Annotated in this window: 25 protein-coding genes and 1 pseudogene; 16 read left to right on the forward strand and 10 right to left on the reverse strand. The window is 64.3% G+C overall.

What is annotated here, in order from left to right; genetic code table 11:
• Together HNO82_RS21075 and HNO82_RS21080 are read left to right on the forward strand one after the other, a co-directional pair.
• Positions 1-223: pseudogene (locus HNO82_RS21075) on the forward strand (aromatic amino acid lyase); the annotation flags it as partial.
• Positions 224-465: 242 nt separating this feature from the next.
• Positions 466-2,226 carry a methyl-accepting chemotaxis protein gene (locus tag HNO82_RS21080; protein WP_175345029.1) on the forward strand — a complete coding sequence of 587 codons (1,761 nt, stop codon included), beginning with the start codon at positions 466-468 and terminating at the stop codon, positions 2,224-2,226.
• 12 nt (positions 2,227-2,238) lie between these two features.
• Here HNO82_RS21080 and HNO82_RS21085 read toward each other — a convergent pair whose 3' ends face one another.
• Both HNO82_RS21085 and HNO82_RS21090 read right to left on the reverse strand, forming a co-directional pair.
• Complete coding sequence (locus HNO82_RS21085) at positions 2,239-3,696, reverse strand: sensor histidine kinase (protein WP_175345030.1); 1,458 nt, start codon at positions 3,694-3,696, stop codon at positions 2,239-2,241.
• Complete coding sequence (locus HNO82_RS21090) at positions 3,696-4,370, reverse strand: response regulator (protein ID WP_008333309.1); 675 nt, start codon at positions 4,368-4,370, stop codon at positions 3,696-3,698. Before HNO82_RS21090 ends, HNO82_RS21085 begins: the two co-directional genes overlap by 1 nt.
• Before the next feature lie 279 nt (positions 4,371-4,649).
• Here HNO82_RS21090 and HNO82_RS21095 point away from each other — a divergent pair, with 279 nt between their 5' ends.
• The 5 genes from HNO82_RS21095 (at position 4,650) to HNO82_RS21115 (ending at position 11,247) form a co-directional block, all read left to right on the forward strand.
• Complete coding sequence (locus HNO82_RS21095) at positions 4,650-5,621, forward strand: tripartite tricarboxylate transporter substrate binding protein (protein WP_175345031.1); 972 nt, start codon at positions 4,650-4,652, stop codon at positions 5,619-5,621.
• Between the two features lie 79 nt (positions 5,622-5,700).
• Positions 5,701-6,807 carry an ABC transporter substrate-binding protein gene (locus HNO82_RS21100; RefSeq protein ID WP_008333305.1) on the forward strand — a complete coding sequence of 369 codons (1,107 nt, stop codon included), beginning with the start codon at positions 5,701-5,703 and terminating at the stop codon, positions 6,805-6,807.
• Between the two features lie 208 nt (positions 6,808-7,015).
• Positions 7,016-8,827 carry an ABC transporter permease gene (locus tag HNO82_RS21105; protein ID WP_008333299.1) on the forward strand — a complete coding sequence of 604 codons (1,812 nt, stop codon included), beginning with the start codon at positions 7,016-7,018 and terminating at the stop codon, positions 8,825-8,827.
• Positions 8,828-8,867: 40 nt separating this feature from the next.
• A complete protein-coding gene (locus HNO82_RS21110) occupies positions 8,868-9,956 on the forward strand; it encodes an ABC transporter ATP-binding protein (protein WP_175345032.1) in 1,089 nt (362 codons plus the stop codon).
• A gap of 220 nt (positions 9,957-10,176) precedes the next feature.
• A complete protein-coding gene (locus tag HNO82_RS21115) occupies positions 10,177-11,247 on the forward strand; it encodes a porin (RefSeq protein WP_175345033.1) in 1,071 nt (356 codons plus the stop codon).
• A 111-nt stretch (positions 11,248-11,358) separates the two neighbouring features.
• Here HNO82_RS21115 and HNO82_RS21120 read toward each other — a convergent pair whose 3' ends face one another.
• Both HNO82_RS21120 and HNO82_RS21125 read right to left on the reverse strand, forming a co-directional pair.
• The gene (locus tag HNO82_RS21120; protein ID WP_175345034.1) at positions 11,359-11,988 is read right to left on the reverse strand and encodes a disulfide bond formation protein B; all 630 of its coding nucleotides are present in this window, start codon (positions 11,986-11,988) and stop codon (positions 11,359-11,361) included.
• A gap of 12 nt (positions 11,989-12,000) precedes the next feature.
• On the reverse strand, positions 12,001-12,159 hold the full coding sequence (locus tag HNO82_RS21125; protein ID WP_008333293.1) for a hypothetical protein: 159 nt from the start codon (positions 12,157-12,159) through the stop codon (positions 12,001-12,003).
• Positions 12,160-12,337: 178 nt separating this feature from the next.
• Here HNO82_RS21125 and HNO82_RS21130 point away from each other — a divergent pair, with 178 nt between their 5' ends.
• Positions 12,338-13,309: a 3-hydroxyacyl-CoA dehydrogenase NAD-binding domain-containing protein gene (locus tag HNO82_RS21130; protein WP_175345035.1), complete on the forward strand. Its 972-nt coding sequence runs from the start codon at positions 12,338-12,340 to the stop codon at positions 13,307-13,309.
• Between the two features lie 239 nt (positions 13,310-13,548).
• Here HNO82_RS21130 and HNO82_RS21135 read toward each other — a convergent pair whose 3' ends face one another.
• Entirely contained in the window at positions 13,549-14,460 is a 912-nt protein-coding gene (locus tag HNO82_RS21135; RefSeq protein ID WP_175345036.1) for a LysR family transcriptional regulator, read from the reverse strand.
• A 167-nt stretch (positions 14,461-14,627) separates the two neighbouring features.
• Between HNO82_RS21135 and HNO82_RS21140 the strand changes: the two genes are divergently transcribed.
• From HNO82_RS21140 to HNO82_RS21150, 3 genes are all read left to right on the forward strand, one after another.
• Positions 14,628-15,077 (forward strand): PACE efflux transporter, encoded by a 450-nt coding sequence (locus HNO82_RS21140; protein ID WP_008333290.1) that lies wholly within the window; start codon positions 14,628-14,630, stop codon positions 15,075-15,077.
• A 72-nt stretch (positions 15,078-15,149) separates the two neighbouring features.
• Positions 15,150-15,788, forward strand: a complete 639-nt coding sequence (locus HNO82_RS21145) for an FMN-binding negative transcriptional regulator (protein WP_175345037.1) — start codon at positions 15,150-15,152, stop codon at positions 15,786-15,788.
• Positions 15,789-15,901: 113 nt separating this feature from the next.
• A complete protein-coding gene (locus HNO82_RS21150; RefSeq protein WP_175345038.1) occupies positions 15,902-16,804 on the forward strand; it encodes an AraC family transcriptional regulator in 903 nt (300 codons plus the stop codon).
• 18 nt (positions 16,805-16,822) lie between these two features.
• Here the strand turns inward: HNO82_RS21150 and HNO82_RS21155 are convergent, their stop codons facing one another.
• From HNO82_RS21155 to HNO82_RS21175, 5 genes are all read right to left on the reverse strand, one after another.
• Positions 16,823-18,376, reverse strand: coding sequence for a sensor histidine kinase (locus HNO82_RS21155; RefSeq protein ID WP_175345039.1), 1,554 nt, complete (start codon positions 18,374-18,376; stop codon positions 16,823-16,825).
• A gap of 62 nt (positions 18,377-18,438) precedes the next feature.
• Positions 18,439-18,816, reverse strand: a complete 378-nt coding sequence (locus tag HNO82_RS21160) for a response regulator (RefSeq protein WP_249777065.1) — start codon at positions 18,814-18,816, stop codon at positions 18,439-18,441.
• A 50-nt stretch (positions 18,817-18,866) separates the two neighbouring features.
• Complete coding sequence (locus HNO82_RS21165; protein WP_008333276.1) at positions 18,867-19,109, reverse strand: DUF1427 family protein; 243 nt, start codon at positions 19,107-19,109, stop codon at positions 18,867-18,869.
• Positions 19,110-19,123: 14 nt separating this feature from the next.
• Entirely contained in the window at positions 19,124-19,291 is a 168-nt protein-coding gene (locus tag HNO82_RS21170) for a DUF1427 family protein (protein WP_083859654.1), read from the reverse strand.
• Between the two features lie 84 nt (positions 19,292-19,375).
• Positions 19,376-20,065 (reverse strand): hydrolase, encoded by a 690-nt coding sequence (locus tag HNO82_RS21175; protein ID WP_175345041.1) that lies wholly within the window; start codon positions 20,063-20,065, stop codon positions 19,376-19,378.
• Between the two features lie 292 nt (positions 20,066-20,357).
• Here HNO82_RS21175 and HNO82_RS21180 point away from each other — a divergent pair, with 292 nt between their 5' ends.
• From HNO82_RS21180 to HNO82_RS21200, 5 genes are all read left to right on the forward strand, one after another.
• Positions 20,358-22,241 (forward strand): amidohydrolase, encoded by a 1,884-nt coding sequence (locus tag HNO82_RS21180; RefSeq protein ID WP_175345042.1) that lies wholly within the window; start codon positions 20,358-20,360, stop codon positions 22,239-22,241.
• A gap of 12 nt (positions 22,242-22,253) precedes the next feature.
• Entirely contained in the window at positions 22,254-22,676 is a 423-nt protein-coding gene (locus HNO82_RS21185) for a DoxX family protein (protein WP_008333270.1), read from the forward strand.
• A 135-nt stretch (positions 22,677-22,811) separates the two neighbouring features.
• Positions 22,812-23,639 (forward strand): alpha/beta fold hydrolase, encoded by an 828-nt coding sequence (locus HNO82_RS21190; protein WP_175345043.1) that lies wholly within the window; start codon positions 22,812-22,814, stop codon positions 23,637-23,639.
• A gap of 5 nt (positions 23,640-23,644) precedes the next feature.
• Positions 23,645-24,178: a Dps family protein gene (locus tag HNO82_RS21195; RefSeq protein WP_034351661.1), complete on the forward strand. Its 534-nt coding sequence runs from the start codon at positions 23,645-23,647 to the stop codon at positions 24,176-24,178.
• Positions 24,179-24,351: 173 nt separating this feature from the next.
• Positions 24,352-25,191 (forward strand): AraC family transcriptional regulator (locus HNO82_RS21200; protein ID WP_175345044.1); only part of this gene is annotated, 840 nt, incomplete at its 3' end.

A 25,191-nucleotide genomic window follows, 5' to 3' on the forward strand; every position in this document is an offset into this window, starting at 1 on the left:
AATGCTGTTGGCCGCGCAGGCGCTGACCATGACCGAAGAACTGCTCAAGGACTTCGCGCTGGGGAAGGGCACGCAGGCGGCGTATGAGGAGATCCGTCGGCAGATTCCGGCCTGCCTGGAGGGCGATCGCTGGTTCCATGATGATGTGCAGGCAGCGCATGACTTCGTGGTCAGCGGATCGGTGCGGCAGGCGGTCATTGCAGCCATCGGCAACTTTGTGTGAGAAGCTTGCGAGCCAGGGGATGAGAATCCGACGGCGCAGGCTCAAGTCTGAGAAAAAGCTGACGTTCAGGAATACTGAACGGCAGCTTTTTTTTTGCGCGCGACGGCAAGATGCGCTTGCCATGAAGCAATGAAGTCTGGGAGCTGTCAGTCGGGCGCATCAGGATCTGCCTGATGGCGTGGCCGGGGCGGTTACCTCACACTGCTCAGCGAGCATTATCACAATCCATCGGGGGAATAGGAATGAACATCAAGAACATCAGGATCAGCGCGCGCCTGGCGGCCTGCTTCGGCATACTGGTCGCGGTCATGTGCCTGATCACGGGGGTGGGCATGCAAAGCCTGCACAGCATCAGCAAGGCCTCGCGGGTGGTGGTCGAGGATCGCTATGTGAAGATCGCGCTGGTCATGGAGATCCGCGAGAACGTCAATTCGGCCGCGCGCAACCTGCGCAATGCCTTGCTGGCGCGCAATATCGACGAGGCCAGGCGCTATCTCGACCGTGGTGCGGCCAACAGCGCCAAGACCACCGAGGCGCTGGGAAAGGTCGAAAAGCTCATCAGCACACCGCGCGGCAAGGAATTGTTGAAGGCCATCCAGGAGGCGCGCGCCGCCTACAACACCCCGCGTGACAAGTTGCGCGAACTGATCAGCCAGCAAAAGAAGGACGAGGGTACCGAGCTGCTCTTCAATGAAGTCATTCCCAAGCAGGATCGCTACTTCGAGGTCCTCGACAGCTTCGTTGCCTTCCAGAAGTCGCTGATGGATGACAGTGTGGTCGACGGCCAGCACACCAGCGATTCGGCCATCGCCCTGATGCTGGAACTGTCGGCTGTGGCCATCCTGCTGTGCGTGCTGGCAGCATGGTGGGTCACGCGCTCCATCACCCGTCCGCTCAATGAAGCGGTGGACGTGGCCAGCGCCGTCGCGCAAGGCGATCTGACGATACAGATCGGCGAGACCACCAAGGATGAAACCGGCATGCTGCTGGCTTCGCTCAAGGCCATGAACCAGAACCTGCACCGCATCGTCAGCGAGGTACGTACGGGCAGCGATACCATCAATACCGCCTCTTCCGAAATCGCCACCGGCAATCTGGATCTGTCCTCGCGCACCGAGGAACAGGCCGGTGCGCTGGAAGAAACGGCCTCCGCGATGGAAGAACTGACCTCCACCGTCAAGCAGAATGCCGACAATGCCCGCCAGGCCAACAGTCTGGCCACCACTGCGTCCGAAGTGGCGGCGCAGGGCGGCAACGTGGTGGGGCAGGTGGTGCAGACCATGGGGGAGATCAACGATGCCTCGCGCAAGATTGTCGACATCATCAGCGTCATCGATGGCATCGCCTTCCAGACCAACATCCTGGCCTTGAATGCCGCCGTCGAAGCGGCGCGTGCCGGTGAGCAGGGACGCGGCTTTGCGGTAGTGGCGTCCGAAGTGCGTACCCTGGCCCAGCGCAGTGCTTCGGCCGCCAAGGAGATCAAGGCCCTGATCGATGATTCGGTCAGCCGCGTGGACAACGGCAGCCGTCTGGTGGAACAGGCCGGCGCCACCATGAGTGAAGTGGTGGCCAGCGTGCGCCGCGTCACCGACGTGGTGGCCGAGATCTCGGCGGCCAGCAACGAGCAGAGCGATGGCATTGAGCAGATCAATCACGCCATCGTGCAGATGGATGAGGTCACCCAGCAGAACGCCGCGCTGGTGGAACAGGCCGCTGCTGCCGCGCAGTCGCTGCAGGAGCAGTCGGGTCGTCTGGTGGAAACGGTGAGCATCTTCAAGCTCGGCAGCCACGAGGCCTCGCGCGCGCGGCCCGTGCCCAAGCCGGTACCGCCCAAGTCGACCAGCAAGCCGACGGCGGCTGCGCCGGTCATGTCGGCCAAGGCCGCCGTGCCGGCTCCGGGCACCGCAGCCAAGGCCTTGCCGGCCAAACCGGTGCCGGCTTCCAGTGCCAGGAGCGGCAGCAAGGCCATGCCAGCCGATGAAGGCGATTGGGAACAGTTCTGAGACCTGGCGGGCTCAGGCCCGCATTTCCACGACACCCGCAAACGCGATGCGCACCAGCAGCCCGCTGCCTCGCGGCGGGGCTTCCAGCGTCACGGTAGCGCGGTGCAGGGCGGCGATCTCGCGTACGATTGCCAGCCCCAGTCCGGTTCCGCCCGGATTGACGTGCTGGGTGGCACCGGCGCGGTAGAAGGGTTCGAATACTTTTTCGCGTTCGGCCTCGGCAATGCCGGGGCCGTTGTCTTCCACCTCCAGCAGCGCGCTGGTCGGGTGGCCCGGCTGACTCAGGGCCCGTACGCGCAAGGTGATCTGGCCGCCGCGTGGCGTATAGCGGATCGCATTGTCCAGCAGGTTCACCATCAGTTCATGCAGCAGCAGTGCATTGCCCTCGATGGCAAGATCGCCTTCATCCTCGAACGCCAGCCCGATGTCGCGGGCCACGGCTTGCTGTGACAGTTCCAGCGCCACCTGGCGCGCCGCATCGGTGAGCCGCACGCGCATGGTGCCGCCTTCGGCCGCTCCATGTTCGGCCCGTGCCAGCGTGAGCAGGCGATTGGCCAGGTGCACCGCCGAATCGGTAGTGCGCGCCATGCCTTCCACCAGCTCACGCAGCTCGGCGGGATCGAGCCGCGTGCGGCGCAGTTCGCGCAGGGTCAGCTCGGATTGCGTCTTCAATACCGTCAGAGGGGTACGCAACTGGTGCGAGGCATCGGCGATGAAGCGCCGCTGGGCGCTGATCAGGGCCTGCAGCCGACCCATGTAGCCATTCATGGCCTGCACCAGCGGGCGCATTTCCTTGTGCACCAGCGCCGGATCAAAACCGGAGAGATCGGTGGGCGCGCGCGACTCCACCTCGCCCTTCAACTGCATCACCGGACGCAGCACGAAGCGCACCGCAAACCATACCAGCAGCGCCGCCACCGTCACCAGCGTGCCCTGGCGCCAAAGTGTATCGAAGAGGATCTTGCGCGTCATGCCGTTGCGTGCCTCCATGGTCTCGCCGACCTGGATCAGGGCGATGCCGCGCATGCTGTCGTCATACACCGGCTGCAGCAACGCGGCGATGCGGATGGGCTGGTTGTGATAATCGGCCTGGTAGAAACGCACCAGCGCCGGATAGGCTTCCGAGCGTTTGACATTGGCCGGCACCGGCGGCAGGTCGTCGTAGCCTGAGACCAGCTCGCCATTGAGTCCGGTGACCTTGTAGTAGATGCGGCCCAGGGTATCGGTCTCGAAGCTGTCCAATGCCACGTAGGGCACATCGGCCGTGACATGCCCGTCGACGATGGAGACCCGTTCGGCCAGTGCGCGGGTGGACGCCAGCAGCGAGCGGTCGTAGGCGAGGTCGGCCACCTCCAGTGCATTGGTGTAGACCGAGACCGCATCCAGAGCCACCAGCAGCGTCAGCGGAATGATCAGCCACCGCACCAGCTGGCTGCGCAGGTTGCCCAGTCGCCGCGGGGCTTGCGTCATTACGCCGCCTGCAGCAGATAGCCCAGGCCGCGCAGGGTGGTGATGCCGACCCGGCCCGCCGCCTCGTGTTCCAGTTTCTTGCGCAGACGGTGGATGTAGATTTCGATGGCGTCCACGCTGGCGTTGTCATCCAGCGAAAACACCTGCTGGAACAATTTGTCCTTGGGTACGGTGTGGCCCTGGCGCATGATCAGCACTTCCAGCACCGCATGTTCGCGCGGGGTCAGCGCCAGCAGTTCGCCGTGATAGGTGAAGGTGCGCGAGACGGTATCGAAGCACAGCGCACCGCAGGCCACGGTGACCGCTTCCTGGCTCTGCGAACGGCGCAGCAGGGCCTTCACGCGCGCTTCCAGTTCTTCCAGCTCGAAGGGTTTGGCGAGGTAGTCATCGGCACCCATGTTCAGGCCGCTGACACGATCGGCCAGGCCGCCGCGCGCGGTCAGGATCAGGACCGGTGTGCGGCTGCCGCGCGCGCGCATGCGCTTCAAGACTTCCAGCCCATCCATGCGCGGCAGGGTCAGGTCCAGGATCACCAGAGCATAGTCTTGCGTGAGCAGCAGGCTGTCGGCATCGGCACCGTTGTGCGCACACTCCACCGTGAGGTGGGCGTCGCGCAGGGCCTTGGCCAGCCAGCGGGAAAGTTCGATATGGTCTTCGACCAGCAGGATGCGCATGATGCGGCCTTTATATTTTTTACAGTGCGGTACGGCTTGTCTCCAGCGCGGATGCTAACAGATGGCCCGCCGCCTTTGAAACGTCCGGCCCGGCCATTGTGGAAACTGCGTAGCTTCGATCCCACACTGACAGCCTGGCTGAAAGCCGGCTGAAAGCCTTTTCTTGTACGATGCGCCCATATCAAGAATTCCAAGCTGGAGACACCACATGACTGCCCCCGGGTCCGGCCGCGCCGGTACCGTTGTTCCCATATTGTTGTTGCGCTGCTGCTCTCGGCCATGAAGGCCGGATGCCTCCATCGCTGGTATCACCGTCTGGCCGCATGCCTGCTGGCGTGTGCGCTGCCGTGCGCCGGGGCCACCGAGTGCATCGTCCCGGCCAAGCCGGGCGGCGGCATGGATGCCTCGTGCAAGCTGTTGCGCCGGGTGATGCAGTCCGAAGCGGGCCAGCAGGACTTCAAGGTGGCCTACCTGCCCGGTGGTATCGGTGCGGTGGCCTGGAGTTCGGTGGTCTCGCAGCGGCGCGGCGGGCCGGAAACCCTGGTGGCCTTTTCGGGTGGCTCGCTGCTGAGCCTGGCGCAAGGCAAGTATGGTCGCGCTGACGTGGACGACGTGCGCTGGGTGGCTGGCATCGGCATCGATCACGGCATGATTGCGGTGCGCGGCGATGCACCCTGGCACAACCTGAAGCAGTTGCTCGAAGCGATCCGCAAGAATCCGTCGGCGGTTACCGTGGGCTTGTCCGGAACCGTGGGCAGCCAGGACTGGCTGAAGATGGCGCTGCTGGCGCAACACGCCGGCTTCACGCCGAGGCAGTTCCGTTTCGTTGCGCTGGAAGGCGGCGGTGATTCCTTTGCCGCATTGCAGGCCGGACATGTGCAGGTGATCTCGGGCGATACCTCGGAGGCCGCCTACTTCATGGCCGATGGCAAGGTGCGGATCCTGGCGGTGCTGTCCGAACAACGCCTGCCGGGTCCGCTGCATTCGGTGCCGACTGCGCGTGAACAGGGCTATGACGTGGTCTGGCCCATCATTCGCGGCTTCTACATGAGTCCGCATGCGTCGCAGGAGGATTACCGGCGCTGGGTACAGTATTTTGACCGTGCACTGGCCGATCCCGCCTTCGATCGCCAGCGCAGCATTGGTGGCTTGCAACCCTTTGCCATGACCGGCAAGCCGCTCTCGAATTACATCGCGCAGACCGTTGCGCGCTATCGCAGGCAGTCCCAGGAGTTGGGCCTGGTGCGCTGACAAGCCCGGTTGCACACGCCGTCAGGCGTGCTCTGCAACCGGGCCGGCGCAAGGTCCGTTTCATCATCAAGGAGAACCCATGTTGCACAAACGTCGCCTGAGCATTGCGCTCGGCCTGGCCCTCGCTTTGCCCGTCACTTTCAGCAGTGTGGCCCATGCCGACACTCCCGCCGGCTATCCGGCCGATTACGCCAAGGTCATTGAAGGCGCCGGCAAGGAAGGCAAGGTCGTGATCTACAGCACCACCGATTCCAAGGCGGCCGAAGCGCTGATCAAGGATTTCGGCGCGCTCTATCCGGGCGTCAAGGTCGAGTACAACGACATGAATTCCACCGAAGCCTACAACCGCTTCATCTCCGAAGCCGCCGCCGGCGGCGCCACCGCCGATGTGATGTGGTCCTCGTCGATGGACTTGCAGGTCAAGCTGGCCTCCGAAGGCTATGCGGTCGCCTACAAGTCGCCCGAAGCCGCTGCCCTGCCGGCCTGGGCCAACTGGAAGGACACCGCCTACGGCACCACCTTCGAGCCGGCCGCCATCGTCTACAACAAGCGCCTGGTGAGCGAGGCCGAGGTGCCGAGCTCCCACGACGAGTTCACCAGGCTCTTGGTCAGCAAGCAAGACAAGTTCAAGAACAAGGTCACCACCTACGACATCGAGAAGTCTGGCGTGGGCTTCAGCCTGATGACCTATGACCTGAAGCACAATCCGCATTTCTGGGACTTCGCCAAAGCCATGGGCGGCGTGGCCGCACGCGTGCAGTCCTCCACCGGCACCATGCTCGAACGCATCTCCTCGGGTGAAAACCTGATCGGCTACAACATCCTCGGCCCCTATGCCCTGGTGCGCGCCAAGAAGGATCCGTCCATCGGCGTGGCCTTCACCAAGGATTACAACCTGGTGCTCTCGCGCGTGATCTTCATCAACAAGGCCGGCAAGAACCTCAATGCCGCCAAGCTGTGGGTGGACTACATCCTCTCCAAGCGCGGCCAGACCATCATCGCCAACGATGCGCAGCTCTTTGCCATTCGCGGCGATGTCACCGGGACCACCACCTCGGCGGAACTGACCAGGCAACTGGGCGCGTCCTTGAAGCCCATGCCGGTCTCCACCGAACTGCTGGACTATCTGGACCAGAAGAAGCGCCTGGACTTCCTGAAGCAGTGGAAGGAAGCCACCAAGAAGTAAATCATTTCCGTCCCGGGCCGGGTAGCGCGCAGGTCAGAGGCCGTCACGCCTTCGATACGACCCTGCTGGTCTACTCAGTCCGAACGGGGGTGTTCGTTCATTACATCGTGTCATCGCTTTGCGGAGTTCGGCTCTGGCCGTCTCCGTGGGCGGCGCATTGCCGTCGCCCGGCCTGTTCTGTTCCATCTGCCCACTCATGAGGCGCACCATGCAAACCACCACAACGCTGCCGCGCAGCGAGCAAGCCCTGCCGGCCCGCCGTTTCCGGCTGAACTGGCCGCGCGGCCTGGTCGTGCTGCTGGCAGCCCTGGCCATCTTCGTGCCGCTGCTGCTGATCTTCTATCAAAGCTTTCTGTCGGCACCCTTCTTCGCGCCGGTCAAGACGCTGACCCTGGATTCCTATCGTTTCATCTTCGACGATCCCGACTTCCGCCAGGCCTTCATCAACGGCCTGACCCTGGCCACCGGCCTGGCCCTGATCGCCGTCCCGCTGGGGGGCATGCTGGCCTTCCTGATGGTGCGCACCGACCTGCCGGGCCGCAGCTTCATCGCGCCGGCCCTGATGGTGCCGATCTTTGTCTCGCCCATGGTGATCGGTTTCGGCTATGTGGTCTCGATGGGCCCGGTGGGCTTCTACACGGTATGGGTCAAGAACCTGCTGTCGGTGGTCGGCTTCGAGGGCGATCCGTGGAATATCTATTCCTTTACGAGCATCGTCATCATCGCCGGCCTGACCCACGTGCCGCACGTCTATCTGTATGCCTCGGCGGCCCTGCGCAGTCTCGGCTCGGACGTGGAAGAAGCGGCCCGCGTGGCCGGGGCGTCGCCGCTGCAGGTGGCGCTGAACGTGTCGCTGCCGATGATCACGCCCGCACTGGCTTACTCGGGAGTGCTGGTGTTCTTCCTCGGCTTTGAAGTGTTCGGTCTGGTGCTGGTGCTGGGCGATCCGGAAGGCCACCTGGTCCTGCCCACCTATCTCTACAAACTCACCAACAAGCTGGGTACGCCTTCGTATCACCTGATGGCGGCAGTGGCCGTGTGCCTGGTGGCGGTGACCATGCCGCTGGTGATGCTGCAACGCTGGCTGCTGCGCTCGGCCAACAAGTTTGTCGCCATCAAGGGCAAGGGTGCGCGCCAGAAGGCGCTGCCGCTGGGCAAGTGGCGCTGGGTGGCCTTCGCCCTGATTGCCGGCTGGCTGCTCTTTACCGTCATCATTCCGCTCTCGGGTATCGGCCTGCGCACCTTCGTCTCGCACTGGGGGGATGGCGTCAATCTGCTCGACGTGCTGACTTTCGAGAACCTGTTGAACGTCTGGGACCAGCCCTCGCTGGTGCGCGGCATCATCAATACGGTCTTGATCGGCGTCATCGGCGGCGCCCTGGCGGTGGCCTGCTATACCGCCATTGCCCTGGCCATGCACCGCAAGCAGGATGGCGTGACGCGCTTTCTCGACTACAGCGTGCTGGTGCCGCGTGCGGTGCCGGGCCTGCTGGCCGGCCTGTCCTTCCTGTGGGTGTTCCTGTTTGTGCCCTCGCTGCTGGATTCGGCCTTGAAGGGCATCGACAACCCCGTCGCCCTGTGGCTGGTGGACAGCTTCATCCCCGCCCTGCGCGCCCTGCGCTCGACCATCTTCTCGGTCTGGCTGGCCTACTCGGTGGTGTGGATGGCTTACGGTCTGCGCCTGATCAATACCGCCCTGCTGCAGGTCGGCCCGGAGCTGGAAGAGGCAGCCCGCGCCGTCGGTGCCTCGCGTTCCCGCGTCACCCGCGACGTCACCCTCCCGCTGGTGCGCTATGGCCTGGTGGGGGCCTGGCTGATGGTGTTCCTGATCTTCGAGCGCGAGTACTCCACCGGCGTCTATCTGCTCTCGCCCGGTACCGAGGTGATCGGTTCGATGATCGTCTCCATGTGGGCCGCCGGCGCCGTGGAACTGGTAGCGGCGCTGTCCTTCATCAATATCACGCTGGTGGCCGTGGGCCTGGGCATTGCGCTGCGCTTCGGCGTCAAGCTGCACGACTGAGCGGCACCAGCCTCCCTAAAGAGCATCCTGAGGAATCATCATGACCGAACTTTCCGTCAACGACCTGCACCTGGACTATGGTAGCGGCGCCTCCGCCAATCCCATCCTGAAGGGTGTTTCCATGCAGTTGCAACGCGGTGAAGTGGTGGCCCTGCTGGGCCCCTCCGGCAGCGGCAAGACCACGCTGCTGCGCGCCGTGGCCGGGCTGGAATCGCCCAAGGCCGGCACCATCGACATCGGTACCCGCCGCGTTTTCGAGGGCGCGCGCAACTTCGAGATGCCCGCCGAAGAACGCAATCTGGGCCTGGTGTTCCAGTCCTATGCGCTGTGGCCGCACAAGACCGTGGCTGACAACGTCGCCTATGGCCTCAAGCTGCGCAAGACGCCCTCGACCGAGATCGCCAAGCGCGTCAAGGAAGTGCTGTCGCAGCTGGGCCTGGGCCACCTGGGCGAGCGTTATCCGCACCAGCTTTCCGGTGGCCAGCAACAGCGCGTGGCCATCGCCCGGGCGCTGGTCTACAACCCGCAGGTGATCCTGCTGGACGAGCCGCTCTCCAACCTCGACGCCAAGCTGCGCGAGGAAGCCCGCGCCTTCCTGCGCGAACTGATCGTGCGCCTGGGCCTGTCGGCGCTCATGGTGACTCACGACCAGGGCGAGGCCATGGCCATCTCCGACCGCATCCTGCTGCTCAACAATGGCCGCATCGAACAGCAGGGCACGCCGCAGAGCATGTACCAGACCCCCGATACCCTGTTCACCGCCGAGTTCATGGGCAGCAACAACAAGCTGGCCGCCGAGGTGGTCAGCCGCGAGGGTGAGCGCGTGACCGTGAAGCTCGATGGCGGCACCGCCGTGGCCACCCTGCGCGGACGCGACGACGCCCGCCCCGGCGAGCAGCTCACCGGCATCATTCGCGTGGAGCAGGTGCGCATCTCGGGCGAGCAGACCGGCAATGCGATCCGCCTGCCGCTGTCGACCTGCATGTACCTGGGCGACCGCTGGGAGTGCCTGTTCAAGGTCGAGGGCGGCCCGGCCGGTTCGGTCGGCCTGCGTGCCTACGCGCCGCAGCGCCTGGAGCAGGGCGAATACTGGCTGTCGCTGCCGGAACAGGCCCTGTGGGCATTCTGAAAAACTAAGTTGGCCGTTCCGGACGACTAAGTTTTCCGGACGGCGACACTTAGTTTTTTGACGATTCATCTCATCGATGAAAACCAGTGAGGAAGGCCACCCGCCATCGCCTCGCTCACCCGGAAAACCACATCACGAAAAGACCGGGTGCATGACCAGAAGACGTCGCGCGGCGGGGCCGCGCCGACGCTATCCAACGTTCTCAATCAAGGAGACCTCAGTGCAAAAGACTCATCTGGCGGCCAGCATGCTGGCCGCATTCGCCGCGTTCGCCACGACCTCGGTCCAGGCGCAAACCTCCGTCACCATCTATGGCCTGGTCGATTCGGGCGTGGAATACCTCACCAATGCCAACGCCGCCGGCAACGGCCTGGTGCGCCTGAATTCGGGATCCATGAACACCTCGCGCATCGGCTTTCGCGGTACGGAAGACCTGGGCGGCGGCCTCAAGGCCATCTTCCAGCTGGAAAACGGTTTCAAGCTGGATAACGGCGCACTCGATGGCGATGCCAACCAGCTCTTCAACCGCCAGTCCAATGTTGGCCTGGAAGGCGGCTTCGGCCGCGTAGTCGTGGGTCGTTCCTTCTCCACCACCTATGACTTCATCCTGCCCTTCGACCCCATGGGCTACTCGGCCAACTATTCGTGGGTGACTTCGGCCGGTGCTACCGGTAGCCGCAAGGATGGCATGCTCACCGGCGTGTCCAACCTGGTCAAGTATCAGGGCCAGTTCGCGGGCGTGAAGCTGGGCGCGACGGTCGGCTTCGGTGAGGTGGCCGGCGAGACCCGCAACGGTGCCAAGTATGCCGTCGGCCTGGGTTGGGGGACCGGCCCATTCAGCGTGGCTGCGACCTATGACCGCAACAACAGCACCAGCACCGCCAATACCCCCTATGACCGTGCCACCAGCGCCCACCTGGCCGCGGGCTACCAGCTCTCCGATGCGTGGAAGTTCAACCTCGGTTATCGCTACTACAAGAAGTCTCTGGCCACCGGCGCGACCGATCTGCGCAGCGACTTCTACTGGGGTGGCGTGACCTGGAAGTTCACGCCGGCCATGAGCGTGATGGGGGCGATCTACTACCAGAACATCAAGAACGTAGCCAACGATGCCGATCCCATCATGTATTCGCTGCGCTTGAAGTATGCGCTGTCCAAGCGCACCGACCTGTACCTGAGCACGGCCTATGCCAAGGCCAGGAACAACCAGCTGGTGGGCCTGTCGCGTGATGATGCCGGCTTCGGCAGCAGCCAGTTCGGTACCACCCTGGGCATGCAGCACCGCTTCTGATGCAACGGTAATGCCCAGGCCCGGCACGCGCGCCAGGCGTGTCGGGCCACGATAGTCTTGAGCCGTCCTTGACCGGCGCACCCCTGCAAGTTGCAGGCGTGCGCCGTTTTTTCATCTGGACCAGGGGGACGGGGCATGCAGTTGCAGGCGATCGAGCAGGTCTTCATCGCAGGCTGCGCGGTTGCAGTCGGTGAGACTGGCCACCAGGTGCGCCCCCACCATCAGCAGGAAGAGGGTGCTCACCACGATCCTGCCCCAGGGGATGCGACGCGGTTCATCTTGCCGTTCCGCGCTTTGCAACAGCAGCAGCGTGGCCGGATATTCCGCGCTCTTGACGCACAGCAGCAAGGCGATCACCAGGATGGACACCAGGGCAAACAGGGCCGTCCAGGTATAGAAGTGCATGCCCTGGAACATCGGTCCTTGCGGCGTCTGCCCGGCCAGGGCCTCCAGCGAGATCTGGCGCAGCGCGATCAGCCCGGTCAGTAGCGCACCCACCAGCGCGACCCCATAGTGCGCGCTCTTGACCCCGAAGCGCAGATTGCGCATGAAGCCGATGCCGGTCAGGATGATGCCGGTGCGCTGCAGCAGGCACAGCGGACAAGGCGCTACCAGCAGTACCCACTGGTAGTACAGCAGCAGGCCCAGGTAGGCAGTGACGGCCAGCAGGCACAGGCAATTGAGAAAGATCCCGCCCGGCAGGACGGGTTCGCGCGGGGTGAAGACGACGGAACGATCCATGAGACGGTGCCATTACAGGACGAAACCCAGGTGACCCTGGGTGGTTTGACTGAACCACCACAGGGTGACGCCGGTGCTTGCCAACCATAGCTTGTTGCTCAATGATTTCCAGCCCAATGCAATGCCGAGGACGGTCAGGAAGGCCAGCAGAAAAGGAAGATAGAGGAACATGGGATGACCCGGAGTTGATCCCGATTCATATCCGGGAGTTTGTCTGTGTGCTTTGATACCAATCGTAGCCGAATGCCCGCGCAAATCTCGCACCGAAACATCGAATAAAATCGAGATTTACCGAGAATATTCAGCTTCAGCGCGATTTCACTGAAGCCCATCAATAGAGGAGACAAGCATGCAGGTATCAGCAAGCGGCCCCTGGTCCGGTCATCAGGAGGTACGGCGGGTGGCGGTGGTGGGGACGGGCGTCATCGGCGCCAGCTGGGTGGCCTATTTCCTGGCGCGGGGGCTGGAGGTGTCGGCCACCGACCCGATGCCGGGCGCGGAGGAAAAGCTGCGGGCCGCCGTGGCGCGCCACTGGCCCAGCCTGGAAGAGCTGGGCCTGGCGCCGGGCGCCTCGCCGGAGCGACTGCGCTTCTCGGCGTCGCTGGAAGAGGCGTTGCAGGGGGCGGACTTCGTGCAGGAAAACGGCCCCGAGCGGGAAGATCTCAAGATCGATCTGTTCCAGCGCATGGATGCCGTCCTGCCGGCCCATGTGGTGCTGGCGTCGAGTTCGTCGGGCCTGCTGATGAGCAAGGTGCAGGCGGCCTGCCGCCATCCGGGGCGGGTGGTGCTGGGCCATCCTTTCAATCCCCCGCACCTGATCCCGCTGGTGGAAGTCATCGGTGGCGCGCAGACCTCGCCGGAGGCGGTGCAGGCCGCGCTGGCGTTCTATACCGCCATCGGCAAGAAGGCCATCCATGTACGCAAGGAGGTCAAGGGTCACATCGCCAACCGCCTGCAGGCCGCGTTGTGGCGCGAGGCTTTCCACCTGGTCGAGCAGGGCGTGGCCAGCACCGAGGACATCGATACGGCCATCGCCTATGGCCCCGGCCTGCGCTGGGCGCTGATGGGGCCGTATCTCAACCTGCACATGTCGGGCGGGGAGGGCGGCATCGGGCATATGCTCGATCACCTGGGGCCACCCATCGAGAGCTGGTGGGCCGACCTGGGAGCGCCAGCCATCACGGATGCACTCAAGGCGCAGATTGGCGCGGGCGTGGCACAACAGATGCGCGGCAAGACCTCCATCGACCTGGCCGCCGAGCGTGACCGGTTGCTGGTGCAGTTGCTGGCGGCCAAGAGCAAGACCCAGGTCATTCCTTGAAAACTAAGTATTCGGAATTCTTTCTCTAAGTCGGCTTTCCTTAAAAACTTAAAAAAATTGATCGATGTTCATTCGGTGTTCATTGTGCAGATAACCAACCGTTCGGACTGAGTAGCGGCCACGCCGCGTATCGAAGACGCTGTGCAGCGTGATGATGATTTTGCCCCGCGTAGCGCCTTCGAGTCGGCCCTGAGGGACTTGCTCAGTCCGAACGGTTTCCGGTTTCTGATGAGCCCCATTCATTTGTGCGACCGCTTGCGCCGGCTCGGCGCCATTTCCCGCATCAGTGCAATGAAGCGTTGCGCCCCCAGCCCCAGCGGCTGATCCTTGTTCCACACCACATCCACCCACATGCGCTGCTGGTTGCTGATGTTGTCGAAATCGATGACCACCAGCGTACCGGCCTCGATCTGCGCCTGCACCAGGCTGTGCGGCAGATAGGCCCAGCCCAGGCCCTCGCGTACCAGCGAGAGTGTGGCCAGGTGATTGTCGGTGCGCCACAGATGCCGTGCCAGGAAGAAGCGCGGGTCCGAGATGCTGGCATCGCGGCTGGCCACGGCGATCTGACGGATGTCATACAGGTCCTCGTAGCGCAGCTTGCGCTTCTTGCGCAGCCGTGCGGGATGATCAGGCGCGATCACGGCCACCATCATTTCGCTGCTGAATTCCTGGAAGGCTTCGCGGTCATTGCCGGCGTGGCGCTCGAAGACCAGCGCCAGCTGCGCCGTATTGTCATAGAGCATGCGCATGGCATCGGCCTGGGGCGAGGACAGCACTTCCACCTCCAGCGAGGGAAACTCCCCGGCCAGCACCGCCAGCGGTTTGGCCCAGGGCACCGACAGCAGTTCCGGGGCGACCGCCAGAGTCAGCTTGCGCTCCAGCCCCTGGTGCATGGCCAGCGCATGCGCATCGAGCTGGCGCAGGGTGCTGGCCAGCAGGCGTGCATCCGGCTCCAGGGCGCGCGCCAGTTCGGTAGGGCGGGCATCGCGCGCGGTACGGTCGAACAAGACCAGGTCCAGCTCGGCTTCCAGCTGGCTGATGGTCATGCTGACCGAGGACGGCACCCGGCCCAGCAGGCGCGCCGCTGCCGAAAACGAGCCACTGTCGAGCACTGCCAGAAAGACCCGGACGTTGTCACTGGAGAAAGCCATGGCATGTTCCTTCTGCAAGCCGGTCGGCCACCTGTCAGAAAAACTGAAAGAAGCCGACTTCATTCATCAAAAACTTCATCATAGAATGCTTTCCATCGCGCGGCCAGTCCGGGTCCGCTTCCGGGGGGCAAAGGGAGCTGGCGCGCTGCTGTTTTCAGGAGCACATCATGCAGGGATTCAAACGCAAGCTGGTCTATGCCTGCCTCTTCGAGGGCCTGGCCATCATTTTCACGACGGTCGGGCTGACCGTCTTCGCCGGCCATGACGGTGCGCATTCATCGGCGGCTGCGGTGGCCTCGTCGACGATAGCCTTCGTCTGGAATTTCATCTTCAACGGTCTGTTCGAGCGCTGGGAAGCCCGCCAGCCGCGCCGTGGCCGCAACTTCGCGCGCCGTGCGGCACACGCCCTCGGTTTCGAAGGCGGCCTGGTGGTGATGCTGGTGCCGCTGTTTGCCTGGTGGCTGGACATGAGCCTGTGGGATGCGCTGGTGCTGGACTTCGGGCTGATCGTCTTCTTCATGATCTACACCTACCTGTTCAACCTGGGCTTTGATCGCGTTTTCGGTCTGCCGAGCTCGGCCATGCCGGTCAACGCGCAGGCCGGTCCGGCACGCTGAGTCGGCGCGCTGCGGCGTTCCCGGCGGGCCTTGCCTTACAATGAGGCAGCCCACCCACTTGCCAGGAAACGCATGTACATCCCCGCCCATTTTGCCGACAACGACACCACCAGCCTGCACCAGCTCATCACCGCCCATCCCTTCGGCGTGCTGGTCTCGTACACCGCCAGCGGACTGGATGCCAATCACCTGCCCTGTCATCTCGATGCTACTCAGGGCGCGCTGGGTACGCTGCATCTGCATGTGGCGCGCGCCAATCCGCTGTGGCGCGAACTGGCCGATGGCGATGCGGTACTGGTGGTGTTCTCGGCCGGCGACGCCTACATCTCGCCGAGCTGGTATCCCAGCAAGCACGAGGCACATCGCCAGGTGCCGACCTGGAACTACAGCGTGGCGCATGCCCACGGGCGCGTCACCATCCGTGACGACGAGCGCTATCTGCGCGGTGTGGTGGCGCGCCTGACGCGCACCCATGAGGCCGGAGAGACAAGGCCGTGGAAGATGTCCGATGCGCCCGCCGACTTTACCGATACCCTGCTCAAGGCCATCGTCGGCATCGAGATCGAGATCACGCGCCTGGAAGGCAAGCGCAAGCTCAGCCAGAACAAGGACGTGCGCGACATCGACGCTGCCGGCCGTACGCTGCTCGAGCGTGGTCAGGCAGAGGTCGGCGAGGCCATGCTGCAGGAGGCTGCCCGCAAGCCATCCTGAGCGGCGGCAATGAAACTGAGCAATCCTCACGTCGTATCGCGCACCTGTGTAGAATCCGGGAACCGGGCCGCTGTGCGCCCTTATCGGATTTTCTGATGTCATCGCGCTCACCCATGACTGCCCTGACCGCTTCCCCCACGTCCTCCTTGCGCAGCGATTCGCTGGGCTGCTCGGCCACTCGCCTCAAGCAGAGCCAGGAACTGCAGGGCAGTTACTTCAGCTTCTATCGCAAGCGGGTCGAGGGTCGCGAGGTCTCGCAGGTCCATACCCCGGCCTCCGATCGTGGTTTCCTGGTGGGTATCTCGATGGCCCCGCAACACCGCCGCAACATCTTCCGCGGCCGCCAGGGGGCGCAGTTCGAGTTCGGGCGCGGTGCCGTCTACATTCGTGATTTTTCCGAAGACTACCGGGCCGACCTGCAGACGCCCTTCGATTTCCTGCTGGTGGAGCTGCCGCTGTCCTGGTTCGCCACGGTCAATGAGGATCTGCGGGCAGGCAAGGCCAGTGGCCTGGCCACCGTCACCGGTCATGACGATCCGGTGCTGGCTCATCTGGCCGCTGCCCTGGCACCGGCACTGGCGCAGCCCGATGCCGACCAGCGCCTGTTCGTGGACCAGCTCGGCCTGGCCATGGGAACCCATCTGCTGCGGCGCTATGGTGGCGTCAGCCCGCCTGGTCAACGCCATATGCGGCTGTCGCGGCTGCATGAAGAGCGCGCCAAGCAGATGCTGTTGCAGAAGTCCAGGGACGCCCTCTCCATTGCGGACATCGCGCGCGAGTGCAACATGTCGGCCAGCTACTTCCTGCGCGCCTTCAAGGCCAGCACCGGCCACACGCCGCACCAGTGGCTGCTGATCCAGCGCGTCGACATGGCGCGCCATTACCTGCGCCTGACCCAGCTCTCGCTGGCCGACATCGCTGTGGCCTGTGGTTTCTACGACCAGAGTCATTTCACCCGTGTGTTTTCACAGATCGTCGGCAGCAGTCCGGGCGCATGGCGCCGTCGGTTGGGCTGACGGCCGGCCCACATCGCATCACGGCACGCGTGGCAGGTCGAAACCGAACGCGCTGCCTTGCGGCGAGGCCGCCGTCACGCGCAAGCGGCCGCGATGGGTCTCGATGATGGAGCGGCAGATGGCCAGACCCATGCCCATGCCGTTTTCCTTGGTGGTGTAGAAGGCGTCGAAGATGCGCGGCATGGCCTCGGGGGCGATGCCTGCACCGCTGTCCTGTATCGTCACCTTGACCCGCTGTTCATTGCAGCAGGTGGTGCTGATGCTCAAGGTGCGCGCGTTTTCCGGCACGCCGGTCATGGCATCGATGGCATTGACCACCAGGTTCAGCAGTACCTGCTGCAACTGCACCGTATCCCCCAGCACATGGACCTCGGCAGGGGAGAGCGAGAGGACCAGATGCACGTCGCGCTGCTCCAGTTCGCTGCGCGAGAGCGTCAGGATATGGCGGATCAGTGCGTGCAGGTCGATACGTTCGAATTGCGTCGCGTGCTTGCGGGTCAGGTTCTGCAGCCCGCTGATGATGCCGGCGGCGCGCTGGCCTTCGCTGATGATGTCGCGCAGGCTGGCACGCGCATGCTCCAGTTCCGGCGCGCTTCGGTCCAGCCAGCGCAGGCTGGCGCCGGCATTGGAGACGATGGACATGAGCGGCTGGTTGATTTCATGGGCGATGGAGGCCGTCAGTTGGCCCGCCGTGTTGGCGCGCGCCACGCGCTCCATGTCCACCTGGGCGGCGCGGATGGCGTACTCGGCCTGGCGCCGCACGGTGATATCGGTGGCCGTGCCCATGTATTCGGTAAAGGTGCCGTCGACCCACACCGGCTTGCCGATGCCGGAGAGCGTACGTACTTCGCCGGTATCCTGGCGGCAGATGCGGTGCTCCACGCGGATGGTGCCACCCATGGCGACGGCGGCGTTGACGGTGTCGATCACTTCCTGGCGGTCATCGGGGTGCATGAGCGCTGCGAACTCGTCATAGGTGATGCAGTTGCGGCCGGGCGGCAGGCCATAGATGCGACACAGTTCGTCGGAGCAGAACATCAGGTCTTCGCGCACCAGGTAGCGCATGCTGCCGGCGTGGTTGAAACGTTCGCCCTGCTTGAGCAGTTCCTGGCTGGTGCGCAGCTCGCGCTCGGCGCACAGCAGCATTTCCTTTTCCAGCAAGGCCCGGGCATGGTCGGCGGCATTGCTCAGCAGCACGGCGGCATGTGCTGCGATGTGGCGGGCGCAGCGTGTCATGGCCTGGCCGGGCGCATCGTCATAAAACAGCAGCAGTGCGCCATGCGACTGGCCACGATGACTCAGGATCAGCGTCAGTGCCGCCTGCAGATCATCCGGTCCGGCAATGCAGTAGCGCTGGCTGTTGCAGACCTCCAGTCCGTCACGCCGTGCTTCGGCCTCGATCAGATCCAGGCCTGCTTCATGGCGCACCAGCAGGCAGCGCCGCGCGCCGGCAAGCTGGCAGAGGGCACGTGTGATGGCCGGCTTGAGCAGGACAGGATCGAGCAGCGCCGACAGTTCGCACAGGGTTTGCAGCAGGGCATCGTCGTCGGCGGGACGCGGGTCGGACGGCAAGGGATTCTCCTGGCAAGAATGTGGGCTCAAGGGCGCATTGTGCCGCATTGCCGGTCAGGGTGTCAGGGTGGTCCGTAGAGCCGGGTGGCCGTCAGGAGTACCAGCAGGGTATCGGCATCGACCGGCTTGGCCAGCAGTGCGATCCCCATGGTAGTGGCGCGCTGTTGCTGCAGTGCCGTGGCCTGCGCCGACAGCAACAGCAGCGGCAGGTCCGGTCGCAGCAGGCGCAATTGCTCGGCCAGTTCGAAACCGCTCATCCTCGGCAGGTTCAGATCGACGATGGCGCAGCCCGCCACGGGCAGGCAGGTACTGGAGAGGAAATCCTCGCCGCAATCGAAACTGCAATGACGGTGGCCGGCGGAGTCCAGCAGGTTGCACAGCGCGGTGCGAACGCCGGGATCGTCATCGATCACGGCGATGGGGCGGTGTGATGCGGGCATGGTCTCCCCCTGGCTCATCATCGTCAGCGCTGTGGCCTGCGATACCTGGCCTACTGCTGGTCCGGCGGTGGCGTGCCGGTGATCTTGGGCATGCACTCGCGGTGGAACCAGGACGCCGTCAGCGCTTCTCCGGCCAGCTTGCGACGCGCGATGGGGACCAGCTGTTCGCCGATGAGCATGCCCAGCAAACCGAGCAGGGCGATGATGGGCGGTGCCGGCGACTGCACGTGCAGGGCGGCATAGATCAGTCCGGCCAGCAGGCCCATCAGGAGGGAGATCAGATAGGGTTTCATGCGTCCTCCAGGAATCAATGGCCCAGCAGGGGGCCCAGACCGTTGACCAGGCGCTCGGCCAGCACCATGCCCAGCAGGCCGATCAGGGCGATGCCCGGTGGCGCCGGTGAGCGCACCTTGAAGAGCGCATAGACGACACCGATCAGGATGCCGGCCCCCAGTGAAATCAGATAAGCGGACATGGCCCGGCTCCTCATGAAGGTGGGGCGCCGCCGCCTCCGTCCGATCGACGGCTGCAGGGCGGCGGCGCCATTGGCTGCGGGCGCTTACTTGGCCGGCACCGGGGCCAGGGTCTGCTGGTTGCCGTGCGGGCGCTGTTCGGCCTTGTGCACCATGGTGTAGGCGTAGTCCACACCCATGCCGTAGGCGCCGGAGTGCTCGCGCACGATGTCCATGACGGCGCTGTAGGTTTCCTTGCGGGCCCAGTCACGCTGCCATTCCAGCATCACCTGTTGCCAGGTCACGGGGATGACGCCGGCCTGGATCATGCGCTGCATGGCGTAGTCATGGGCTTCCTTGGAGGTGCCGCCGGAAGCGTCGGCCACCATGTAGATCTGGTAGTCGCCTTCGGCCATGGCGCACAGGGCGAAGCTGTTGTTGCAGACCTCGGTCCACAGACCCGCCACGACCACCTTCTTCTTGCCGTTGGCCTTGAGGGCGTCGCGCACCTTCTGGTCGTCCCAGGAGTTCATGGAGGTACGCTCCAGGATGTCGTGCTCGGGGAACACCGACAGCAGTTCCGGATAGGTGTAGCCGGAGAAGCCCAGGGTTTCCACGGTGGTGATGACGGTGGGGATGTTGAACACCTTGGCCGACTTGGCCAGGGCGACGACGTTGTTCTTCAGTGCCTGGCGGTCCATCGATTGCACGCCGAAAGCCATCTGCGGCTGATGGTCGATGATGATGAGCTGGCAGTTGGTCGGGGTCAGCACGTCGAGCTTGGTATTGGTGGTCATGATGATTCCGTAGGTGGATGATGGTGGAGGAGTGTGCCGGCCTGGCGGCGGGGAGCGGCGAAGCAGACCGGTGGACAGCGGGAGCGAGGCTGCCGGAGGCGATCATAGGCAAGCGGGGGGAGCGCTGCCATTATCTGTTCGTATAGCTAGACGCTGGCTGTGCGTTTTTGCACACTGCAAGCACCAATAAAAGCGTCAACAAAAGCGCAGGGGATGAGCAGTCCGCGGCAAGCGGCCTCACTACCTGCGCAATTCGCCCTCTCCATCGCCTTAGTCCATGCCCGGAGCCTCCATGATGACCGCAACCAGCGTGACCCCTGATCTGATCCTGTTGAACGGCAAGATCCACACCGTCGACAAGCAAAACCCCATCGCCGAGGCCCTTGCCATCGGCGGCGGAAAATTCCTCGAAGTCGGCAGCGCCGCCGACGTGATGCGTCTGAAACAAGCCACCACCCAGGTCATCGACCTGGGCGGGCGCACCGTCATCCCCGGCCTGAATGACTCCCACCTGCACCTCATTCGCGGTGGCCTGAACTACAACCTGGAACTGCGCTGGGAAGGCGTGCCCTCGCTGGCCGATGCGCTGCGCATGTTGAAGGACCAGGCCGCGCGTACTCCGCATCCGCAATGGGTGCGCGTGGTGGGCGGCTGGACCGAATTCCAGTTCGCCGAAAAGCGCATGCCCACGCTGGAAGAATTGAACGCCGCCGCGCCCGATACCCCGGTCTTCGTGCTGCACCTGTATGACCGCGCCCTGCTCAACCGCGCCGCGTTGCAGGCCGTCGGCTACACCAGGGACACGCCCAATCCGCCGGGCGGCGAAATCGTGCGCGATGCCTCGGGCAACCCGACCGGCATGCTGATCGCCCGTCCCAATGCCATGATCCTGTATGCCACCTTGGCCAAGGGACCGACCCTGCCTCAGGAATACCAGGTCAACTCGACCCGCCAGTTCATGCGCGAGTTGAACCGCCTGGGCGTGACCAGCGCCATCGATGCCGGCGGCGGTTTTCAGAACTACCCGGATGACTACCAGATCATCAACAAGCTGGCCGCTGACGGCCAGCTGACCATCCGCATTGCCTACAACCTGTTCACGCAGAACAAGGGCGGTGAGCTGGCCGATTTCCAGAAGTGGACCGGCCTGGTCAAGCCGGGTGACGGCGACGATTTCCTGCGCCATAACGGCGCCGGTGAAATGCTGGTGTTTTCCGCCGCCGACTTCGAGGACTTCCTGGAGCCGCGCCCCGACCTGGCCGAGGGCATGGAAGAGGAACTGGAGCGCGTGGTGCGTCATCTGGTGTCCAATCGCTGGCCATTCCGCCTGCATGCCACCTATGACGAATCGATCGCGCGCATGCTCGACGTGTTCGAGAAGGTCAACCGCGACATTCCCTTCGATGGCCTGCACTGGATGTTCGACCACGCCGAGACCATCACCGAGCGCAACATCGAGCGCGTCAAGGCGCTGGGCGGCGGCATCGCCATCCAGCATCGCATGGCCTTCCAGGGCGAGTACTTCATCGACCGCTACGGTAGCGATGCTGCCGAGCACACGCCCCCGATCGCCAAGATGCTGGAGATGGGCGTGCCGGTCGGCGCCGGTACCGATGCCACCCGGGTGGCCAGCTACAACCCCTGGACGGCACTGTACTGGTTGGTCTCCGGCCGTACTGTTGGCGGCACCCAACTGTACCGGTCAACTGGCAGGTTACCTCGCGAAACTGCACTGGAACTGTGGACCGCAGGCAGCGCCTGGTTCTCCAGCGAACAGGCAAAAAAAGGCCGCATCCGGGCCGGCCAGCTGGCCGACCTGGCGGTGCTGTCGGCGGATTTCTTCAGCGTGCATGAAGACCAGATCAAGGCCATCGAATCGCTCATGACCGTGGTCGATGGCAAGGTGGTCTATGGTGCCGGGCCGTTCTCCTCCTACGGACCCGGCGAGATCCCGGTCTTGCCCGAGTGGTCGCCGGTGGCCAAGGTGCCGGGGCACTACCGCGCCGTTGCCGGGGGCGATGCCGCCCGCCAGAAGAAGACCGCGCTGCCGCATGCCTGCGCGGGCTCCTGTGGTGTCCATGGACATGCGCATGACGTGGCGCGCAAGTCCAGCGTTCCGGTGTCCAATTTCGCCGGATTCTGGGGCGCGTTGGGTTGCAGTTGCTTTGCGTTCTGACGGGAGCCGATCATGCAAACGCGCCATCCCGCCCGCCGGCCGGGTTTGCCGGTCCCGCCCCTGGACGTGGGGCTGTTGTTCCTGCGCGTGGCGGGCAGCTTCATGCTCTTCTACGTGCATGGACTGCCCAAGCTCACCCATTACGCCCATGAGCTGACCGTCATCGAAGACCCCTTCGGTCTGGGCCCGACGGTCTCGCTCTGGTCGGCCATCCTGGCCGAGGCGCTGTGCCCGGTGCTCATCGCCCTGGGCCTCTTCACCCGTCTGGCCTGCCTGCCCGTCATCGGGGTACTGCTGGTGGCCATGCTGGCAGTGCATCCTGACTGGAGCATTGCCGAGGGCCAGTTCGGCTGGCTGCTGCTGGTGATCTTCACGGCCATCGCGTTGTGCGGTCCCGGCCAGTGGCGGCTGGGCCAGGCTGCGGCGCAGCCTTAGGGGCTGCCCGGCCACGGCGGTCGGTGTCGTCCCATCCCTGTTCTCAAGCCGCCCTGCATGCAGGGCGGCTGCTGTCCCCCTGCACGCTGGCCGCGCAAGCGGCAACGTCCACATTACTTCACAAGGAGTTACGCCATGAGCACCCTCACCACCCGCGACGGTACTGAAATCTATTACAAGGACTGGGGCAGCGGCCAACCGGTCGTCTTCGGCCACGGCTGGCCGCTGGATGGCGACATGTGGGAATACCAGATGAACTTCCTGGCCGAGCACGGCTATCGCGTCATCGCCTATGACCGCCGTGGTTTCGGTCGTTCCGGGCAGCCCTGGAGCGGCTATGACTACGACACCTTCGCCGACGACCTGGCCGAGCTGATGAACAAGCTGGACCTGCAGGGCGCCACCCTGGTCGGCTTCTCCATGGGCGGTGGCGACGTGGCCCGCTACATCGGCCGCCACGGCAGCCAGCGCGTGGCCAAGGCGGCACTGCTGGGCGCGGTGACGCCGATCTTCGGCCAGGCCCCGGACTTCCCGCAGGGCGTACCGGCCGAGGTCTTCGCCGGTATCAAGGAAGGGCTGTTGAAGGATCGTGCGCAATTCATCAGCGATTTCGCGGCGGTCTTCTTCGGCACCAATCGTCCCGGCAAGGCCAATGCGGTCAGCGCGGGCGTGCTGGCACAGACCTTCAACATCGCCATGCTGGCTTCGCTCAAGGGCACGCTGGATTGCGTGACGGCCTTCTCCGGTACCGATTTCCGGGCAGACATCAAGAAATTCAACTTCCCGACCCTGGTGATCCACGGCGACGACGACCAGGTCGTGCCCTTCCAGACCACCGGCAAGCTGGTGGCCGAGATGGTGCCGGGGGCACAGTTGAAGATCTACGGCGGTGCACCGCACGCCCTGTGCGCCACCCACAAGGATCAGATCAACGAAGACCTGCTGGCCTTCCTGAAGGGGTGAGCACCATGAGCCTGGACGCAACCCAACGCCAGCAGCTGGAAAAGCGCCGGCTGGCGCCGCTGGCCACGCCCGGCGCACTTTCGGCGCTGGCCACGCAGGAAATCGGCGGGGCGCTGACCATGTTGCTGGCGGATATCTTCGCGCTGTACCTGAAGACCAAGAATTTCCACTGGCACATGTCCGGCCCGCACTTCCGTGACTACCACCTGCTGCTGGACGACCAGGCGCAGCAGATCATCGCCATCACCGATGCGGTGGCCGAGCGGGTCCGCAAGATCGGCGCGACCACGCTGCGTTCCACCGGCCATGTCGGCCGGCTGCAGCGACTGGCCGACAACGATGCCGATTTCGTCACGCCCTCCGACATGCTGGCCGAACTGCGCGAAGACAATCTGCGCCTGGTCGGTTTCATGCTGGCCACCCACGCGCTGTGCGACGAGCATGGCGACGTGGCCACGGCCAGCCTGCTGGAGAACTGGATCGACGAGGCCGAGCAGCGGGCCTGGTTCCTATTCGAATCGGGGCGGACTTCGATGTGAGTCCTGTACGCCGGGACTGGAAAAAGGCAGAGCTTGACGGCTCTGCCTTTTTTGCGTTTTCCTTCACCCAGCTTCGGATGCGCCGGCCTGCGAGCGGCAGCTGGAGCGGACCGTTGCTTTTTTATTCAACTTGACCGTTTTTTCGCGTGATCCAGCCCATCTCCCAGCGATTCATGAAGCGCATTCGTCTGCAGGACGACATTCTCCTGGCACGTGCGACCCAGTCGCCTGCCGGGGGCGTGCCGGCAGGTATCGCGCCGGTGATCGACATTCCCGGCGAGGATGCCTTTTCGGTCATCGTGCAGTTGCAGGATTTTCGCCATCACAAGCTCTGGCGCGCCGGACAGCTGGTGCATGCCGGTGGCCACCGCCTGGGGGAGATGGCCATTACCGACCTGCGCGAGCAGTGGCGTTGCCAGCATCTCTCGGGCTACGACAACGTGCGCCTGCAGTTGCCGCGTACCACGCTGGAGCGCTGGAGCGAGGAGCACGGTCGGCGCATTGGCCTGCTGCAACAGCGGCAGGGCGTACGCGATCCGGTGGTCTGGCATCTGGTCCAGGCCATGTTGCCGATGCTGGGGGAGACGGCCGAACAGGGCGAGCAGGGCGAACGGGGTGATACGGTCTTTGTCGACAGCGTCATGCTGGCCCTGCATACCCATCTGGCGCAGCGTTACGGCGGCCAGCCCTTGGCGCGCAGCGGCGGCCGCCTGGCCGGGTGGCAGCAGGTGCGGGTGCGCGACTACATGCTGGCGCATCTGGGGCAGCCGGTGCGCCTGGCCGAGCTGGCGGCGCAATGCGGGCTGTCGCGCGCACATTTCTCGCGCGCCTTCAAGCTCAGCTTCGGCTTGCCCCCGCATGCCTGGCTGCAGCGCCAGCGCATCGCTCTGGCCTGCCGTCTGCTGCGCGAGGGCGACAAGAGCATGTCGCTCGTTGCGCTGGAATGCGGGTTTGCCGACCAGAGTCACTTCAGCCGGGTGTTCAAGCAGGTGATGGGGGTGGGGCCGATGGGG

It is taken from the genome of Herbaspirillum sp. C9C3 (assembly GCF_013359625.1).
In the GTDB taxonomy this organism is placed as follows: domain Bacteria; phylum Pseudomonadota; class Gammaproteobacteria; order Burkholderiales; family Burkholderiaceae_D; genus Herbaspirillum.

Excerpts from the sequence above, each read along its gene's own strand:
- HNO82_RS21080 (WP_175345029.1), top strand. The coding sequence starts at position 466 with ATGAACATCAAGAACATCAGGATCAGCGCGCGCCTGGCGGCCTGCTTC.
- HNO82_RS21085 (WP_175345030.1), bottom strand. The coding sequence starts at position 3,696 with ATGACGCAAGCCCCGCGGCGACTGGGCAACCTGCGCAGCCAGCTGGTG.
- HNO82_RS21090 (WP_008333309.1), bottom strand. The coding sequence starts at position 4,370 with ATGCGCATCCTGCTGGTCGAAGACCATATCGAACTTTCCCGCTGGCTG.
- HNO82_RS21095 (WP_175345031.1), top strand. The coding sequence starts at position 4,650 with ATGAAGGCCGGATGCCTCCATCGCTGGTATCACCGTCTGGCCGCATGC.
- HNO82_RS21100 (WP_008333305.1), top strand. The coding sequence starts at position 5,701 with ATGTTGCACAAACGTCGCCTGAGCATTGCGCTCGGCCTGGCCCTCGCT.
- HNO82_RS21105 (WP_008333299.1), top strand. The coding sequence starts at position 7,016 with ATGCAAACCACCACAACGCTGCCGCGCAGCGAGCAAGCCCTGCCGGCC.
- HNO82_RS21110 (WP_175345032.1), top strand. The coding sequence starts at position 8,868 with ATGACCGAACTTTCCGTCAACGACCTGCACCTGGACTATGGTAGCGGC.
- HNO82_RS21120 (WP_175345034.1), bottom strand. The coding sequence starts at position 11,988 with ATGGATCGTTCCGTCGTCTTCACCCCGCGCGAACCCGTCCTGCCGGGC.
- HNO82_RS21125 (WP_008333293.1), bottom strand. The coding sequence starts at position 12,159 with ATGTTCCTCTATCTTCCTTTTCTGCTGGCCTTCCTGACCGTCCTCGGC.
- HNO82_RS21130 (WP_175345035.1), top strand. The coding sequence starts at position 12,338 with ATGCAGGTATCAGCAAGCGGCCCCTGGTCCGGTCATCAGGAGGTACGG.
- HNO82_RS21135 (WP_175345036.1), bottom strand. The coding sequence starts at position 14,460 with ATGGCTTTCTCCAGTGACAACGTCCGGGTCTTTCTGGCAGTGCTCGAC.
- HNO82_RS21140 (WP_008333290.1), top strand. The coding sequence starts at position 14,628 with ATGCAGGGATTCAAACGCAAGCTGGTCTATGCCTGCCTCTTCGAGGGC.
- HNO82_RS21145 (WP_175345037.1), top strand. The coding sequence starts at position 15,150 with ATGTACATCCCCGCCCATTTTGCCGACAACGACACCACCAGCCTGCAC.
- HNO82_RS21150 (WP_175345038.1), top strand. The coding sequence starts at position 15,902 with ATGACTGCCCTGACCGCTTCCCCCACGTCCTCCTTGCGCAGCGATTCG.
- HNO82_RS21160 (WP_249777065.1), bottom strand. The coding sequence starts at position 18,816 with ATGCCCGCATCACACCGCCCCATCGCCGTGATCGATGACGATCCCGGC.
- HNO82_RS21165 (WP_008333276.1), bottom strand. The coding sequence starts at position 19,109 with ATGAAACCCTATCTGATCTCCCTCCTGATGGGCCTGCTGGCCGGACTG.
- HNO82_RS21170 (WP_083859654.1), bottom strand. The coding sequence starts at position 19,291 with ATGTCCGCTTATCTGATTTCACTGGGGGCCGGCATCCTGATCGGTGTC.
- HNO82_RS21175 (WP_175345041.1), bottom strand. The coding sequence starts at position 20,065 with ATGACCACCAATACCAAGCTCGACGTGCTGACCCCGACCAACTGCCAG.
- HNO82_RS21180 (WP_175345042.1), top strand. The coding sequence starts at position 20,358 with ATGATGACCGCAACCAGCGTGACCCCTGATCTGATCCTGTTGAACGGC.
- HNO82_RS21185 (WP_008333270.1), top strand. The coding sequence starts at position 22,254 with ATGCAAACGCGCCATCCCGCCCGCCGGCCGGGTTTGCCGGTCCCGCCC.
- HNO82_RS21190 (WP_175345043.1), top strand. The coding sequence starts at position 22,812 with ATGAGCACCCTCACCACCCGCGACGGTACTGAAATCTATTACAAGGAC.
- HNO82_RS21195 (WP_034351661.1), top strand. The coding sequence starts at position 23,645 with ATGAGCCTGGACGCAACCCAACGCCAGCAGCTGGAAAAGCGCCGGCTG.